This window comes from Pedobacter nutrimenti (genome assembly GCF_032678445.1).
In the GTDB taxonomy this organism is placed as follows: Bacteria; Bacteroidota; Bacteroidia; order Sphingobacteriales; family Sphingobacteriaceae; genus Pedobacter; species Pedobacter nutrimenti_A.
This window is the reverse complement of sequence record NZ_JAVTSQ010000003.1, coordinates 532,858-549,729: the sequence shown is the minus strand read 5'-3', so window position 1 is coordinate 549,729 and position 16,872 is coordinate 532,858. Positions and strand designations below refer to the sequence as shown.

Genomic DNA, 16,872 nt, shown 5'->3' with positions numbered 1-16,872 from the left:
CTTTTTTGGGTGGATAAGGTCAACTGCTTATATATAATTTTTCAGAGGCTTGATTCTTTTTTTGTTCTGATTATCTGTACTTAACCCTGTTTTTTTAAAAATTTGACTAGCCTAAGCAGGGAACGTAATTTGGAATGAATAATAAAATGATGTATGTCAGATTTTATGCGATTTTTTTGGTTATCTTTGCAATTAATTTAAACACACAAAACAATGAGTTTTTTCGCAGAGAAAAGAAGAGAAGTGATGCTCCATATTGAAGGCTATATGCTGGATGTAATGCATACCTATCTTAAACCAATTGATACGAATTGGCAGCCATCTGATTTTTTACCAGACTCTACGAGTGACACATTCTTTCAAGATATAAAATCCTTAAGAGAAAATGCAAAAGATCTTTCCTATGATCTTGTAGCTGTTCTTATTGGTGATACCATTACAGAGGAGGCTTTGCCTACTTACGAATCCTGGTTGACTATGGTTGAAGGGGTGAATAAGAGTGAACATGGGGGTTGGATGAAATGGACACGCCATTGGACCGCAGAAGAGAACCGTCATGGGGATCTTTTAAATAAATACCTTTATCTGTCTGGCCGGGTGGATATGAGACAGATGGAGATTTCCACTCAGTATCTGATTGCAGATGGTTTTGATATCGGCACAGGGCATGATCCATACAGAAACTTCATTTATACCAGTTTTCAGGAATTGGCTACAAATATATCTCACAGAAGAGTAGCTTCCCTTGCTAAAAAGGATGGTGATGCATTGCTGTCTAAAATGTGCGGTGTCATTGCATCTGATGAAGCGAGACATGCAAAAGCGTATAAAGATTTTATGAGTAAAATATTTGAGGTAGATCAGAATGAAGCGATGATCGCCTTTGAAGATATGATGCGCAAGAAGATTGTAATGCCTGCTCATTTCCTGAGAGAGATGGGTTTGAAGATCGGACAGACTTTTGGCCATTTTACAGATGCCGCTCAACGTTTAGGCGTATATACTGCTATTGATTATGTAGAGATTATGCAACAGCTTATTGAAGAATGGAAGCTGGAAGGTATGCGTGATCTTAACGAAGCAGGTGAAAAAGCACGTGATTATATCATGGCTTTACCAAATAGATTATTACGTATTGCAGAAAGAATGAAGAATCCAACAATGGATTATAAATTTAGCTGGATACACTCTTAATAGAATTTTTTATAAAAGAAAAGGCCTGAATTTTATTCAGGCCTTTTCTTTTATAAAATTGGAGGTTGATTACATATTTCTCCTGTATTGTCCGCCAACCTGGTAGAGTGCATTTGAAATTTGTCCAAGCGAGCATATCTTACATACTTCCATAAGTTCCTCAAAGATATTTTTACCTTCTATAGCTGATTTTTGCAATTGGGCTAACATTTGTTCAGTAAGAGATGAATTCCTGTCTTGAAAAGCTTTTAATGCGGTGATCTGATATTGTTTCTCTTCCTCTGTAGCCCGAATTACTTCACCGGGAACAATTGTTGGAGACCCATTTTTGTTCAGGAAAGTATTTACGCCTACTATAGGATATTCACCCGTATGCTTAAGGGTTTCGTAGTAGAGGCTTTCTTCTTGGATCTTGCCACGTTGGTACATAGTTTCCATCGCCCCAAGTACCCCGCCTCTGTCATTAATTCTTTTGAATTCCTGCAATACAGCCTCTTCAACAAGATCAGTAAGGTCTTCGATAATGAAGGCACCCTGTAGGGGATTTTCATTTTTGGCAAGTCCGAGTTCCCTGTTGATGATGAGTTGTATGGCCATAGCCCGTCTTACAGACTCCTCTGTAGGTGTGGTAATGGCTTCATCGTAAGCATTGGTATGTAGAGAGTTGCAGTTGTCATAGATCGCATACAGGGCTTGCAGAGTTGTCCTGATGTCATTAAAATCAATCTCCTGCGCATGCAGCGAACGGCCGGAGGTTTGAATATGGTATTTTAGTTTTTGCGAACGGTCATTACCCTTGTACTTGTTTTTAATGGCTTTGGCCCAGATTCGTCTGGCTACACGGCCTATAACGGAATATTCGGGATCTATACCATTAGAAAAGAAGAAAGATAGGTTAGGGGCAAAATCGTCAATATGCATGCCTCTGCTTAAATAGTATTCTACAAAGGTGAAGCCGTTGCTTAGGGTAAAGGCCAATTGTGAAATTGGGTTTGCACCCGCTTCTGCAATATGATAACCGGATATGGATACAGAGTAGAAGTTTCTGACCTTTTCTTCTATAAAATATTTTTGAATATCGCCCATCATACGTAAGGCAAATTCTGTAGAGAAAATACAGGTGTTTTGTGCCTGGTCTTCCTTTAATATATCTGCCTGGACAGTACCCCTAACGGTGCTGATGGCATGTGCTTTAATTTTTGAATAGACATCTGCAGGCAGAACCTGATCACCTGTGACACCAAGTAACAGAAGCCCCAATCCACTGTTTCCTGCAGGTAATGTTCCGTTGTAGGTAGGTCTTGTAATCCCTTTTTGCTGGTAGATAGCAGCAATTTTTTGTTCTGTTTCTTCTTCCAGTCCATGGTCAACGATGTATTTTTCACACTGCTGATCAATGGCGGCATTCATAAAGAAGCCCAGTAGCATTGGCGCAGGGCCATTGATGGTCATAGAAACGGATGTGGAGGGTGCACATAAGTCAAAACCAGAATATAACTTTTTGGCATCATCGAGTGTGGCAATGCTTACCCCCGAATTTCCAATTTTCCCATAAATATCCGGGCGTACATGCGGGTCTTCTCCATATAAGGTTACGGAATCAAATGCAGTAGATAAGCGGTGCGCAGGTTGTCCTAAAGAGACATAATGAAAGCGCTTGTTTGTCCTTTCGGGGCCACCTTCTCCTGCAAACATTCTTGTTGGGTCTTCTCCATCACGTTTAAGGGGGAAAACACCTGCAGCATAAGGGAATTCACCAGGTACGTTTTCGGTGAGCAGCCAGCGTAAAATATCTCCCCAGTCTTCATATCTTGGCAGAGAAACCTTTGGTATTTTTAATTTGGATAAAGATTCATAGAATAATGGCTGTTTGATTTCTTTATCGCGTACTTTATAAATAAAGTTTTCAGCTTTGTATTTGAGTTTGGTTTCCGGCCATTCTCTCAGTAATCTCCGGCATTGCCCATCCAGTTGCTCCTCTAAATGATTATAAACCTCTTCCAGCGCTTTATGGATATCTGAATTGATCGATGGAGCTTTTGGAGAATTGCCTTCCTTAGAAAGGCTTAAAACCCCTTGCAACTGGTAAAGTTTCCGTGCAATGGTACTTTGCTGGTCAACCCATTCATTATAGCTTTGGCTGGCTTCTGCAATTTCGGCAAGATACCTGATCCGGTCTGGAGGGATGATATAGATCTTCTCAGACTGTTCTGATGTAAGGATCATCTGGGCTTTAAAGTCCACCCCTGTTTTTTCTTTAATTTTTTCCATTAAAGAAGTGAACAAATTGTTCATTCCAGGGTCGTTGAACTGAGAGGCCATTGTACCATATACTGGTATGGTTTCATCTTTGGCATCGAACAGATTGTGGTTGCGTTTATATTGTTTGCGCACATCTCTGAGGGCATCAAGTGCGCCGCGTTTATCAAATTTGTTGATGGCAACCAGATCTGCAAAATCAAGCATATCGATTTTTTCCAGCTGGGAAGCTGCTCCAAATTCTGGGGTCATCACATACAAAGACACGTCACAATGTTCGGTAATCTCTGTATCCGATTGTCCAATACCGGATGTTTCCACAATGATGAGGTCATAGCCCGCTGCCTTGCAAATGTCGATGCTTTCCTGAACGTTTTTGGATAAGGCCAGATTGGCTTGGCGGGTGGCCAGGGAACGCATATATATCCTTGGATTGTTGATGGCGTTCATCCGGATCCGGTCGCCAAGTAGGGCACCTCCGGTTTTTCTTTTAGAAGGGTCAACCGAAATGATGGCCATGGTTTTATCTTTGACTTCGATCAAAAATCTTCTGACCAGTTCATCTACCAGGGAAGACTTTCCTGAGCCACCAGTTCCTGTGATACCCAGAACGGGGGCATGATTGGCTTTAGTAAGTTTTTTTAGCTCATTCACAAAGACTTGTGCACCTTCCGGGTCATTTTCTGCAACAGTTATGGCTGCAGCAATGCTCTTTACTTCTTTGTGGGGTATTTTCTTTAGTTCTCCATTAATTGAAGTCGTCGTTACATAGTCAGTTTGTTCCAGCATGTTGTTGATCATACCTTGCAAACCCATTTTCCTTCCATCATCTGGTGAGTAGATCCTGGTAATTCCATAATCCTGAAGTTCCTGGATTTCGGAAGGGAGAATAACTCCGCCACCACCTCCAAATATTTTGATATGTGGTGCGCCTCTTTCTTTAAGCAGGTCATGCATGTACTTGAAATATTCCATATGACCTCCCTGATAGGAAGTCATGGCAATACCCTGAACATCTTCCTGGATAGCACAGTTTACCACTTCATCAACAGAACGGTTATGTCCCAGATGAATAACCTCTGCGCCCGAGGACTGAAGAATGCGGCGCATAATATTAATGGTTGCATCATGTCCGTCAAATAGTGCAGCGGCAGTTACAAAACGTATTTTATTTTTAGGTTTATAGATCTGAATGTGTTCCATAGATTGGATTATACTTGGTGAACAAAGGTACTAAAAATAAGAAAGCCGCAGGTTATGTGCGGCTTTCTTATTTATTGATGAGTGAGCTCTGTGATGGGCTCGCCTATACTGCCGTTTGGCATCTGAATGTGCAGCATTGCCGCCAGGGTGGAGGCAATGTCCGTCATATAATGGGTTTTATTGGTTTTACCGGCTTTTACTTTCCAGCCCATAAATACCAATGGGATATGCGCATCGTACGGGTACCAGGCACCGTGAGTTGTTCCAGTGTTTCCACCATCAAACCAGTTTGGTTTGGAAATAAAGTAAATTTCACCACTTCTTCTGGCATTATATCCGTTAGACAGCCTTCTTTTTAATTCTTCAGGTAGGGTGGCATTGCTGATTTTAGTCAGGTCAACAGCATCCATAATACCCTTCTGATGTTTGAGATGGTTAATAGCCAAAGCTTTAATTTTTTCAAAATCTGCTTTGTTATCGCTGATCAGCTGGTGATCAAAGATCACTTCATTATTCATAACGATCAGTACACTGTTTTTTAGCTTGAATTCTTTTTCGATTTCGGTATTCAGCTCTTTTGCCAGTTGTCTGTTGCTTAAAATTCCGCCAGGCAATTTGTGCTCTTCCAGAAAGCCAGGGACATGGGCAGCACCATGGTCGGCAGTAAGGAAAAACAGATAGTTACCTTTACCTACAGTTTGATCAAGGTAAGTGAAGAAATCTGCCAGATCTTTATCTAACCTTAAGTAAGTATCTTCAGCTTCGATAGAATTAGGTCCAAATTGATGGCCAACATAATCCGTAGAAGAGCAACTTACTGCAAGGAAGTCCGTAACTGTGTTTTTACCGAGGTTTTCAGCAGCAATGGCTTTTTTAGCCAGATCAAGTGTCATGGTATTCCCGTAAGGTGTGCTTCTGATCAGGTCGTAATCTTTACCGACGGAGTTTTTCAGGACATGTGGAAAAGTGGTCTTGTCTTCACCTTTATATAACCCTTCGTAAGACTTATCGTCACCTGAACTTTGTATATAGGTATTGATTGGATATAAAGTGTTCCAGTCCTTAGCGTAGTAAGTATCTGGTTTTCTCTGTTGATTATAATTGGAAACCCAGGAAGGTAGTTCCTGCATGTAATAGGTGCTGGTGATCCAGTTGCCGGAAACACCATCATACCAGTAGGCTGCATTGGCAGAATGTCCGGCCGGCAGGATAGAGCCACGGTCTTTTAAGGAGATACCAATCACTTTACTTCTGAAATTTGTAGAAAGCCGGAGTTCATCCGTAATGGTATTGGACAGCAGGTTTTTTGGAGACATTTCTCCTGCATTTGAACTGCTGCCAACGGTTTTTACATCCTTATCTTCTGTACAATATACATCTCTGCCTAATTCCGGATCGTACCAGTTGTTTCCAATGATACCGTTAATTGCAGGAACAGATCCTGTATAGACACTGGAGTGTCCGCAAGCGGTATAGGTAGGCAGATAAGGAATAAAAGTATTTTCTGCAGAAAAACCTTCGTTAATCAGTCTTTTGAACCCACCCGAGCCATATCTTTCATAATACCTGTAAAGATAGTCCCATCTCATTTGGTCTATAACCAGGCCAACAACGAGTTTAGGACGGCTAACAGAAGCAGGGTAGCTGGTGATGCTGGTGGATGAAGGTTTTTTAGCTGCTTTATGTTGTGCCAATACGGGTGTGCACAACAGGAGCAATGCAGAAAATTTTAGGAATGTTTGTTTCATTAGTACTTAATTTCTTTTAATCAAACCTGTTTTCCATGAGGATTGGTCAGGCCGGATTTGCAGTTGAATGGATTAGGAGGCAAATGTAACAACTTCCTTTGGAAGTCGTTCATTAAGCAATTGTAAAGAAATTATATAACTTCAGCAACAACAAAGGTGCTTCCGCCTACAAAAATCAGATCGCCAGGATGGGCAGCAGCTTTTGCATTGCTTAAAGCCTCTTTTATGATTTTAAAGGTTTTGCCCTTCAGGTCATGTTGACCAGCTTGTGAAGCCAGTTCCTCAGCAGGTAATGCCCTTTCCAGATCTGGTTGAGTGAAGTAATAGATGGCGTCTTTTGGCAGTAGCGACAATACACCATTGATGTCCTTGTCTTTCACCATACCGATAACCATGTGAAGTTGCTGGTGTGGCGTATTGCGGATGTTTTGGAGTACTTCTGTGATACCAGCAATGTTATGCCCTGTATCGGCAATAATGAGTGGAGATTGACTAAGGATTTGCCATCTGCCCTGAAGACCGGTGATTTTCTTAACACTTCTGAGGGCTTCAAAGAGAGCCTCGTCTGAGATAGCATAATCGAGCTTTTTTAAAAGCTGTACAGTTTGTATAACAGTGAGGATATTTTTTAACTGATAAGTTCCGGTCAGGTCCAGCTGCAGATCTTTGAGCAATGTGCCTGTAGCGTTGAGTATCGAAGTGATAAGGTAAGCCTTGCTGTTTCTTATGGAAGACAAGGTCAACTCATCCTCTGCGAAAAAGATCGGACTCCCGGTTTCGGTTGCTTTTTGAATAAATACCGGATCTGTTTCCGGATGATGTTCTCCGATCACCACAGGAATTCCAGGTTTAATAATCCCAGCTTTCTCAAAAGCAATTTCTTTTAAAGTATTGCCCAGCATATTGGTGTGATCCAGGCTGATATTCGTGATCACAGATACTTCCGGAGTGATGATATTGGTGGAATCCAGTCTTCCACCTAAACCGACTTCAATAATAGCAATATCTACTTTTTCTTCTACGAAACAAGAGAAGGCCATAGCAACTGTAACCTCAAAAAAGGAAGGCTGCAAGGATTCTATAATAGCTTGTTGTTGCTCAACGAAATTGGTTACAAAGCGTTTTGAAACCATTTTTCCATTTACCCGGATCCGCTCTCTGAAATCTTTCAAATGAGGGGAGGTATACAAACCTGTTTTATAACCCGCCTGTTGAAGGATGGCAGCAAGCATATGTGAAGTAGATCCCTTGCCGTTTGTTCCGGCAACATGTATGGTCTTAAATTTATGCTGAGGATTTCCCAGTTCCTGGCACATGGCCAGTGTATTGTGAAGGTCTTTTTTGAAAGCGACTGCTCCAATACGGGTAAACATCGGGAGTTTACTGTACAGATAATCCAGGGTTTGCGGGTAGGTCATCACAAAAGTAATTGGAATGGCTATTTTACTTTAAAGTTGAAAACTACGACACCGATTTGCAAATCCGGTGCATTGTCAGATTGGTTTAAACGGGCACCCATTACGGCTTCTTTACATTTCTGCCATAGGTCACGGTCATTCAGGGTTGTGCCTTTAACACCAGGTACTGCATTCACAACCACTCCATCTCTGTTGATGGAAATCCGGACAGCAATCTTTCCTGTCTTTTGTCCATCGTCATGGGGGGTAACTAAATTGGTGAACCTTCTCAGTGCAATAGGAGTCTCTCCAAAACCAGAACCGCCCTCGCCGTATTTGTTGCTCAGCGGATCGCCGTTTACACTACCCTGGTTGCCCGGCGTATCTCCGGTTCCATCACCCTGGCCAGTTCCTTTGTTGGCTTTACCCTTATACAAAGCATTTTGATTGATGGTTGGCTTTGCCGGCTTTTTGTCTTCTACCGTTGCTGTAGGGGGAGCGGTAGTTTTTGTTTTCTTGGTATGGATATTTACAGATTCTTCTGTGTTCTGGGTAACCACTTCTTTTTCGCTCGTTTGTGTAACGGGTTGTTCAATGGTCGGTTTTTCCGGAACCACTTTATCCGGGGCTTTTTTATTGGCATTAGGATCTGCGGAAGGTTCTTCAGTACTGGTGTAATCAGAGCCCATACCCGTAACTGAAGTACCGTAATTCACAACCATACCGCCCATTCCAGCTTCTTCTACAGGTTTAAAAGAACCTATTACAATGAAAAAGCTGAGAAGCAGCAACACAGCCATGATCCCGGTGGATATGGCCAGTGCCTTTGGATAATTATTTTCTTCTTTATTGTATGTCATTACTTTTTAGGTTCAACAGCCAATACTACCTTAAGTTTTAACTGATTTGCAACATCAAAAACCTGCATGGTGTTTTCTATGGAAACCCCTCTTGCTACATAAAGTACAATGGTTAAATCAGGAGAAGCTTTTTGATAAGCTTCTACAGCTGGTTTAAGTGTTTCCAAAGTTACCTTTTGTTTCTCTACAAAATAATTCAGTTTATCGTCAATAGAAACGGTGATTGTTTTTTGTGCATTAGATTGTTGTCCGGATTCAGATCTGGGCAACAAAAGCTTCACAACCTTTGGATTAACTACTGCAGATGCAAGCAGAAAAAACAACAGCAGAAAGAACATAATGTCGTTAAGTGCAGAGGTATGCACTTCAACTGTGCCTTTTTTTCTTTTACGCAGATTCATTATTTTCCTGGTTCTTCTAATAAATCAATAAACTCGATTGCGTCAGTTTCCATTCTCAGTATGATCCTTTCTACCATCATGTTCAGGATATGGTACAATACGTAAGCGATGATACCAATAATAAGACCTGTTGCAGAGGTAATCATCTTTGTATACAGACCACCCGAAATGGTTCCAATCTCAATTGCTCCTTTGATGGATACATCATGGAAAATTGTAATTACCCCAATGATCGTTCCAACGAATCCAAGCATAGGTGCGATACCTGCAATGATACCTAGAATACCAATATTTTTTTCGAGTTTGGAAACTTCCAGTTTACCTACGTTTTCAATGGCAGCTTCAATATCTTTAATCGGACGTCCGATACGTTTCAGGCCTTTTTCCAGCATTCGTCCAAGAGGAGAATTGGTGTTGCGGCAAAGCGCAATAGCATTTTCCAGCCTTCCATCATGGATGTACTGTCTGATCTGGAGCATAAGGTTAGTTTCTGTTTTAGAGGATTTTCTAATGGTCAGATACCTTTCGGTAAAAATAACCAATCCTAAAAAAGCAAGGAGTGCAAGTGGGATCATTACCCAGCCCCCTTTAAATAAAAGGTCAATAAAATGAAGTTCCGGTGGTGCGGTCGTTACGGCTTGTTTTACAGCGTTAGCGGTATCAATCATTTGGTTCGCAGTATCACTGGCCCCCTGTAGCAATGTGATCATATTATTTTGATTTGTGTGTGTCGGTATAAATGTATAATCCGGAGATCTTTATTTTCTCTTCTAATCTTTTGCGCTCTGCACGGGCAGTGGTCTCCTCTTTAAACGAAGCAATACTGATCTTTATTTTCTTTCCGGGTCTCTGGTCTACAATTTTGGCGTCTATGCCCCACTGTCTTTTCATATAAGCTATAAAATCCTGGGCAGCTTTTTCTCCATATACAGAAGAACCTATAACTTCGTAAGTGGTGCCTTCGGGATGGGCCGCAGGGGGAGTTTCAGGTGCAGCAGTTGCTGTTTTAGCTGGGGCTTCCTTTACAGGAGCTGTTTTTGTGGTTGTTTTTAGCGTGTCTTTTTTGATGGAGTCGGAAGATGTAAGAGAATCTGCTTTAGTGCTCAGACTATCTTTAACATCGGTTTTAATATGGCTTTGTGGTACGGTTTTCTGTTCGGGAGCCATCTTATTGCCAGTCAGGATGTCAAACCATTGTGGCTGAAGCAGAAAAGCAACCATTAAAGCAATCAGGGCAATCAATACGCCCAATATGACTTTAAGATAGACTGGCGTTCCTCGTTTAGGTTCTTCCGGAAGAACATCCGGTTCTTTGTAGAAAGGAGGGGTTTGAACAGGAGGTTGTTGTACCTCTGGCGCAGGAGTGGAAACGATCTGGGCCGGAGCAACAGGTGCCTCCGCAATTTCCTCATGGACCTGTTCTTCTTCAGGTTCTTCTGAAACCGGAACTACAGGTGTCGGAGGTGTAGTTTCAACCTGTCTTTCTTCTTCTGCCGTATTTTCTACTATGACCTCCTCAAGAGCAGTAAGAGGTTCAGATGTTGTCAGGTTTTCTACCTCTTTAACCTGAGGAAGTCCGTAAAAGTCGAAACCCAGATTGGCCTTAGGATCGGCTTCAAACTGGATCCCATCAGCAGATTTGTGCAACTTACCTAAAGAACTTAAATCGGCTTCTCCATTTTGCTCCAGCTCTTGCTTCAGTTTTGAAATGAACTGGTCGCGGTAATGATGAGCGGCGTCTAAGGATATACGATGTTCTTTACTGATATATTCGGATAATAATGTCTCCTCAGCTACTTCCTGCTTAAAAAGCAATACATAACTGGGTGGCAAAAAAGAATGTAACTCAGCATCATACCGTCCCGGGGACTTCTTTTTGAAGAAAGTTCCCAGTTCCGGAAGTCCAACCTCTTTATGGGTTTGAAGGAGCTCTGCTAAGTACAATAATATATCCATTCTGGTAAAAATAAATTTTAATTCTTTATCAACCAATTATTAATTGAAAACCGGCTAGAAAGAATAGGTCAATCCGCCGAAGACATTAACCCCAATTGGCTGATAGTACAAGAATCTGCCATTGGTTGTATTATTCAGCAAGTTGTTGGCTTTTGCAAAAACAGAGAACTTGTTGTTGATCTTGTAACCAGCACCAACACCCAGGTCTACAAAACCTTTTACGTTTACTGTGCTTTCTATATCACGGTCAGGAATTACATAAGGAACAGCAGGTTGCGCAGTGTAGATTTTGGCTTTGCTGTCGTCCTGAATGGCTACTGCTGCATTGAAGCTCAACTTATCATTAAAGTTATACAATAAGTTAGAACTTACCCTAAGCTGAGGTTTAAACCAGCTTTCCGATTCAGCAGCAGGTTTGTAGTTTTCCAGATTTACTTTACCTGTCCATTTTAAGGCGTTACTGACCTGCACGGAGATTTCACCTTCCAGGCCTAGAAGTTTCATGTTTCCAAAGTCATAGATCACATCATATTTGTAAGGTGTAGCAAAATTGTTTACAAACAAAGGCATTTGTGAAATTTCCTTGTGGTATACTTTTACTTTGTACCCAAATCCAGGACCCCCTGTACCTTTAATACCTGCCGCAAAACTTAGTTTTTCTACGGAATTCTGAATTTCAATATTGCTGTTTAAAAATGGGTTTTCATCTGTTAATTGTTTTAAAGATGTACGGTTAACATCGCCTTTTAACTCCCCAAAAATTTGCAGATAATCTGGAATCAGGGTAAAATCTGCAGTTACTGCAGGAAAAATCCTGGTTTCAGAGAAGGCCCCAAATTCCTGTACAAAGTTAATTCCGGCATTGATCTTTATGCCATTGGTCTGTAAGCGGATGTAAGGGTTCAATTTAAAAATATTGTTGCCTACGCTGACCAAAAGATCCTGGGTTTTGCCCAGTTCAATAGAAGTAGCCAAACCTAGATTGAAACTGCTGATGCGTTTGTTCAAATAACCATTTAAAACGACAGAGTTTTCTTTTGCATTAAACTTATCGCCCCAGATATAACCGTTTATTTTTGCAGCATAGCTCAATGCATTTTCATCGGTTGTATATTTACTGGCGACTTCACCTTCTGCTTCGAAGAAATTAAAAGATTGTTTTTCCGGGCTGAGGTTTTGAAAGGAATTATTTGGATCCTGTCCGTAAAAGGCCAGGCCATTTCTCTGGTAATTCAATCTGCCGCTCAGGGTAACCTGATCAAGAATACTTCTGCCAAAAACACTAAGTTCCTGTTGGTTAAATTTTTGCTCATTTAGTTTCCCTGACTGTGCGAAATGTCTGAAGAAACCTCCTGCTTGCAGGGCCTCGTCTCCACCAAGGTTGATATAGGCCTCTGCCATACTGGTAGAAGCACTACCAAAACCAGCTTTAAGATAATTATTCACCAGCTCGGCTTTGCGCTCATCTGCCAGTTGTTGTGCCTGCAGTTTGTTGATGTCAGAATTGAGTTCCAGTTTACGGTCAGTTAAACCATAATTGAACTTTGCTTTGTAAGTCTTTACATCGTTTAAGTCCGGGCTCCGTCTTAATTTTACGGCTTCTGCCAAAACAGGTTTGTACGGCCTTACCACTTCAATTTCTTCGGCAATGGTCTTATCGTCTTTTTTCTTCTCCGTTGTCTTGGTATCCTGGGCCTGCAGGCTAAAAGTTCCTGCAGTAATAAAAAGGGCTGTTGTATATAGTAATTTGCTGAATCTCATGTCTGGTCGCTTATTTAATTTTTTCTAGTTTCGCTTTGGCCGTAGGAACGATATCATCCTTGCCATCGTAATTGTCAATAATACTTAGGAGCGTACTTTTTGCCTGTAGTTTGTCTTTAAGGGCAAGATAATTATCCGATAACAGGATAAATGCTTTTGCTACCCAATAGTCGTAAGAAGGCATATTGTTGATCAGATCAAAGCATGTTTTTTGAGATGTCTTGTAATCACGTTTGGCATATTGAAGCGCAGCTAACGTATATTTTGCTTCAGCTGCAGCCAAGGTTTTGGTTTTGCTGACCACGCTGCTCAAAGATTTGATGGCCATGGTGGTATCTGCTTTTAACAGGTAAGCCTTACCAGCATATAAATCTGAACTGTTTTTTTCTTCCTCCGAAGCTTTATCAGATTCTTTAATCAACTGCACATATTTAATCACATCATCAGGCATGTTTAAGGCTGCATAAGCCTTTAACAGATTGTTTAATGCATAGTTGTAATGTACTTTGTAATCGGCAGAGGTTTCCAGTCTTTTTAAGTAAACGATGGCTTCATTGTATTTTTTCTGTTTTAAGAAAAGTTCAGAAATACTCACCAGTGAACGTTCTGTGTAATCGCTGGTCCAGTCATTCAAAATGTATTCATAATCCGGAACGGCTTCATCACCTCTGTTTAATTTCACAAGGGACTCTGCACGGATAAATTTAGCTTCCTTATCATGGATGGCTTTAGGATACTTATCGAAGTAAGCATTGATGGCTTCGAATGCTCCTTGGAAATCACCTTTCAGGTAACGGTTATTGGCTGCCTGGAATACAATATTGTCCTGGTCTGCAACGGTATAATTTCCAATAGGAGTGGTGTTCGCATAAGCAATGAAGCCATTGGCATCTCCCTTGTCCATATAGATGTTTTTAATGGATTCTAAGGATTGTTTAGCTTCTTCGCTGCTGCCATATTCGTTAATGACTTTTTTGAAGCTCTCCAGGGCCGCATCATCCTGATCCTGGTTGTATTGTACCAGACCAATAGTCACCAAAGCGCGTGGTACATAACTGCTGTGCGGGTATTTGCTGATCAAACCGGTTAAATCTGTTTTAGATTTGTCCAGATCGCCTTTATTGAAATAGGTATAAGCCATTTCAAAACCAGCATCATCAGCATAGTTTGAACCCGGGAATTGTTTCAGCAAATCTTGCATTGTTCCGATCTTGGCATCATCCTGACCTTCCAGTCCCTGGATCATTCCTCTCTGGAATAAGGCATAATCTTCTCCGGTTGTTTTACGGCTGATGATCTTATTATAGTTCACCAAAGCATTGTCATAGCTCTTATTAACAAAATACGAGTCGGCCAGCCTGATGGTTGCATCATTAACTGTTTTTTCGTCTTTGTCATTTCCATTTAAAAAGCGTTCAAAATAATCGGCTGCTTTAGAATATTTTTCATCTTCAAAGGCGGCGTAGGCCAGGGCGTAGTTTGCAAAATTGTACACCTTAGTTTTGTCCGCATCAGGCATAGACAGGAATGTCTCGAATGTTTTAACGGCCTCCCCGAATTTACGCAGCTCATAAGCTGCTTCTGCTCTCCAGTAAGTACTTAAAGCAAGAATCTCTGGATCTTCAGGGAACTTAGCCGAGCGCAGGAACATAGACAATGCATTCGGAAATGCACGTTCATTATAGAATTCCAAACCTCTGAAATACGTTACTTTCTGGTAGGCTTCTTTGGCTTCAGGCGATTTGTTGGAAATAGGTTCCAGGATATCGATAGCGGCCTGGTAGTTCTTGCTGCTCAATAAGATTTCTCCCAATAGGGTTTTGGCCTCATTGATCTTCTTAGAACCTGGAAACTGTTTCAAGAAATTTTGGGTGGCTTCCAGTGCCTGTTGGTTAAATTCCAGTTCGTAACTCAATTTTGCATAATTGATCCAGGCATCTTCCTGTATAAATTTATCGAAATCAAGCCTTGAGGCTCTGAAAAATGCGCTTCTTGCTTTTTCTTTGTTTTTCAGCTCCAGGAAGGCACGTCCAAGCGTGTGCATACCACTTTGCAGATAAACATCATCATTGTTTAATTTTTCAAGTACTGCAACCGATTCCTTGTACTTTTTTAGCTGGAATAAAGAATAACCATACTGGTAAATGAATAAATTGTTTACGGTTCCGGATTTGTCTTTTGCATAATAATCGGCAAAGTATTTCTCTGCGTTTTTATAGTCAGATTTTGCAAAGTAAGAAGCGGCAATCAGGCTTAGCATTTCCGCTTCATACTGTTGTTTTGAAGTTTGTAAAACCGGAATGGCGTAGCTGATTACATCGTCATAGCGCTCGTCCAGATAATACATGGAGGTAATGTAATAAGGATAACTGGCCTGATATGTAGGCGAACCTTTTAACTTTTCAAAATTAGCCAGCGCAGTTTTGTATTCTTTATTGATGTAATTGATATAAGCAAAATAATAGATGGCACTCTCTTTATAAGGAGACTCTTCTTTCTTAACGGCCTCAAAAAGAGGTTCTGCTTTTTCAAGGTTATTCAGCTCAAAATAAGAGTAAGCTTGTTTGAACTGGTATTCCACACGCTGTTTCTGAGAAAGGGTAGAAGGATCAGTTTTTTCAAACCATTCCAGCGCTTTTTGATAGTTTTTCTGTGCAAAATAAGATTTGCCAACATGAAAATAAGCAAGCTTTGTATTTGGATTCAGAGGATAATCTTTAATAAAGCTCTGAAACAGGTTTTCTGCATCGGCATTGCCCAGCTCCAGCGCGCAAACAGCGGCGTAGAATTTGGCATTTTCTTTTAACAAAGTGAGTTCTGCATTGCTTTCCTGCTGCGCAGCTGGTTTTAATCTGGATTGTTCTACCAGTTTAAATTGCTGTGCTGCTGCTACATATTTCTCATTGTCAAGTAACTCTAACCCACTTTGGTAATTTTTATTGAGGTTCACTAAAGGACCGAACTGGGCATAGCCTGCGGTAAAGTTTCCTGCTAATAAAAGCGGTATAAAAAGGTATTTTTTCTGCATCGGGTTTCAAATATGGTTGCTGCTAATATAAATATACTATAGCTGCTTATTAACATTAGAAATTAACATGTGTTGATAACACAGTTTAACGTAAACTTGTTAAAATTGGTATAAAAAAGCTTAAAAGGAGTTTAATCCCGTTGAGAAGCAAGGAGATAAAGTACCGCCATTCTGACCGCTACTCCATTTTCTACTTGTTCCAGAATAATAGATTGCTTACTGTCTGCTACATCGCTGGTGATCTCCACGCCCCTGTTGATCGGACCCGGGTGCATCACAATAATTTCTTTGTCCAGGCTATCCAGAATCTGTTTGTTCAAACCGTACATCATGGCATATTCTCTTAAAGAAGGGAAATATTTGATGTCTTGTCTTTCCAGCTGGATGCGCAGCATATTGGCCACATCGCACCAGTTCAGCGCTTTTCTCAGGTCATGTTCAATCTTTACGCCAAGGCTACCCATGAATTTAGGGATAAGCGTAGTTGGTCCGCAAACCATGACTTCTGCACCTAATTTTTGAAGGCACAAAATATTGGAAATGGCTACTCTGGAATGTAAAATGTCTCCAACGATCACTACTTTTTTGCCAGCAACATCCCCCAGTTTCTGACGAATAGAGAAGGCATCTAATAAGGCCTGTGTAGGATGTTCATGTGCACCATCTCCTGCGTTTACGATTTGAGCGTTAATGTGTTTACTCAGAAACACGCCGGCACCGGCATAGGGGTGTCTCATCACCACCATGTCCACTTTCATCGCCAGGATGTTATTTACGGTATCAATCAGCGTTTCCCCTTTGCTTACAGAAGAGGAGGAAGCAGCAAAATTAACCACATCAGCAGATAGCCTTTTTTCGGCAAGCTCAAAGGACAGTTTAGTCCGGGTAGAGTTTTCGAAAAAGATGTTTGCTATGGTGATGTCGCGCAGAGAAGGTACCCGTTTGATCGGCCTGTTGATGACATCTTTGAAATTGTCTGCAGTTTCGAAAATCAATTCAATATCATTCCGGTTAATATCTTTAATGCCTAAAAGATGTCGGGTTGATAATTTGTCTGCTGCCATT

General features: G+C 41.1%; 11 protein-coding genes. 1 reads left to right on the top strand and 10 read right to left on the bottom strand.

The genetic code is table 11. From position 1 onward, the window contains the following. The first annotated feature begins 213 nt into the window (after positions 1–213). Positions 214–1,194 (top strand): acyl-ACP desaturase, encoded by a 981-nt coding sequence (locus R2S08_RS07570; RefSeq protein ID WP_108551353.1) that lies wholly within the window; start codon positions 214–216, stop codon positions 1,192–1,194. Between the two features lie 69 nt (positions 1,195–1,263). On the opposite strand, the gene R2S08_RS07565 is transcribed toward R2S08_RS07570, so the two are convergent. The 10 genes from R2S08_RS07565 to R2S08_RS07520 all read right to left on the bottom strand — a co-directional run bounded on the left by R2S08_RS07565 (position 1,264) and on the right by R2S08_RS07520 (position 16,871). Next, positions 1,264–4,656: a methylmalonyl-CoA mutase family protein gene (locus R2S08_RS07565; protein ID WP_316834588.1), complete on the bottom strand. Its 3,393-nt coding sequence runs from the start codon at positions 4,654–4,656 to the stop codon at positions 1,264–1,266. Between the two features lie 71 nt (positions 4,657–4,727). Further along, positions 4,728–6,404, bottom strand: coding sequence for an alkaline phosphatase PafA (pafA, locus tag R2S08_RS07560; RefSeq protein ID WP_316834587.1), 1,677 nt, complete (start codon positions 6,402–6,404; stop codon positions 4,728–4,730). A gap of 131 nt (positions 6,405–6,535) precedes the next feature. Beyond that, positions 6,536–7,822, bottom strand: a complete 1,287-nt coding sequence (locus R2S08_RS07555) for a folylpolyglutamate synthase/dihydrofolate synthase family protein (RefSeq protein ID WP_316834586.1) — start codon at positions 7,820–7,822, stop codon at positions 6,536–6,538. A gap of 20 nt (positions 7,823–7,842) precedes the next feature. Then, positions 7,843–8,661 (bottom strand): energy transducer TonB, encoded by an 819-nt coding sequence (locus R2S08_RS07550; protein WP_316834585.1) that lies wholly within the window; start codon positions 8,659–8,661, stop codon positions 7,843–7,845. Beyond that, on the bottom strand, positions 8,661–9,062 hold the full coding sequence (locus tag R2S08_RS07545) for an ExbD/TolR family protein (protein ID WP_108550295.1): 402 nt from the start codon (positions 9,060–9,062) through the stop codon (positions 8,661–8,663). Before R2S08_RS07545 ends, R2S08_RS07550 begins: the two co-directional genes overlap by 1 nt. Continuing rightward, positions 9,062–9,772 carry a MotA/TolQ/ExbB proton channel family protein gene (locus R2S08_RS07540; RefSeq protein ID WP_316834584.1) on the bottom strand — a complete coding sequence of 237 codons (711 nt, stop codon included), beginning with the start codon at positions 9,770–9,772 and terminating at the stop codon, positions 9,062–9,064. The genes R2S08_RS07545 and R2S08_RS07540 overlap by 1 nt, the downstream gene beginning before the upstream one ends. Before the next feature lies 1 nt (position 9,773). Then, positions 9,774–11,018 (bottom strand): hypothetical protein, encoded by a 1,245-nt coding sequence (locus tag R2S08_RS07535; protein WP_316834583.1) that lies wholly within the window; start codon positions 11,016–11,018, stop codon positions 9,774–9,776. Between the two features lie 54 nt (positions 11,019–11,072). Further along, entirely contained in the window at positions 11,073–12,779 is a 1,707-nt protein-coding gene (locus R2S08_RS07530) for a hypothetical protein (RefSeq protein ID WP_316834582.1), read from the bottom strand. 10 nt (positions 12,780–12,789) lie between these two features. Then, positions 12,790–15,807: a tetratricopeptide repeat protein gene (locus tag R2S08_RS07525; RefSeq protein WP_133784557.1), complete on the bottom strand. Its 3,018-nt coding sequence runs from the start codon at positions 15,805–15,807 to the stop codon at positions 12,790–12,792. A 131-nt stretch (positions 15,808–15,938) separates the two neighbouring features. Beyond that, positions 15,939–16,871, bottom strand: coding sequence for an aspartate carbamoyltransferase catalytic subunit (locus R2S08_RS07520; protein ID WP_208300952.1), 933 nt, complete (start codon positions 16,869–16,871; stop codon positions 15,939–15,941). Position 16,872: the final 1 nt, after the last annotated feature.

What these genes read in the sequence shown, in the direction of transcription:
- pafA (WP_316834587.1), bottom strand. Translation starts at nt 6,404, where the DNA reads ATGAAACAAACATTCCTAAAATTTTCTGCATTGCTCCTGTTGTGCACA.
- R2S08_RS07550 (WP_316834585.1), bottom strand. Translation starts at nt 8,661, where the DNA reads ATGACATACAATAAAGAAGAAAATAATTATCCAAAGGCACTGGCCATA.
- R2S08_RS07540 (WP_316834584.1), bottom strand. Translation starts at nt 9,772, where the DNA reads ATGATCACATTGCTACAGGGGGCCAGTGATACTGCGAACCAAATGATT.
- R2S08_RS07570 (WP_108551353.1), top strand. Translation starts at nt 214, where the DNA reads ATGAGTTTTTTCGCAGAGAAAAGAAGAGAAGTGATGCTCCATATTGAA.
- R2S08_RS07525 (WP_133784557.1), bottom strand. Translation starts at nt 15,807, where the DNA reads ATGCAGAAAAAATACCTTTTTATACCGCTTTTATTAGCAGGAAACTTT.
- R2S08_RS07555 (WP_316834586.1), bottom strand. Translation starts at nt 7,822, where the DNA reads ATGACCTACCCGCAAACCCTGGATTATCTGTACAGTAAACTCCCGATG.
- R2S08_RS07535 (WP_316834583.1), bottom strand. Translation starts at nt 11,018, where the DNA reads ATGGATATATTATTGTACTTAGCAGAGCTCCTTCAAACCCATAAAGAG.
- R2S08_RS07545 (WP_108550295.1), bottom strand. Translation starts at nt 9,062, where the DNA reads ATGAATCTGCGTAAAAGAAAAAAAGGCACAGTTGAAGTGCATACCTCT.
- R2S08_RS07530 (WP_316834582.1), bottom strand. Translation starts at nt 12,779, where the DNA reads ATGAGATTCAGCAAATTACTATATACAACAGCCCTTTTTATTACTGCA.
- R2S08_RS07565 (WP_316834588.1), bottom strand. Translation starts at nt 4,656, where the DNA reads ATGGAACACATTCAGATCTATAAACCTAAAAATAAAATACGTTTTGTA.
- R2S08_RS07520 (WP_208300952.1), bottom strand. Translation starts at nt 16,871, where the DNA reads ATGGCAGCAGACAAATTATCAACCCGACATCTTTTAGGCATTAAAGAT.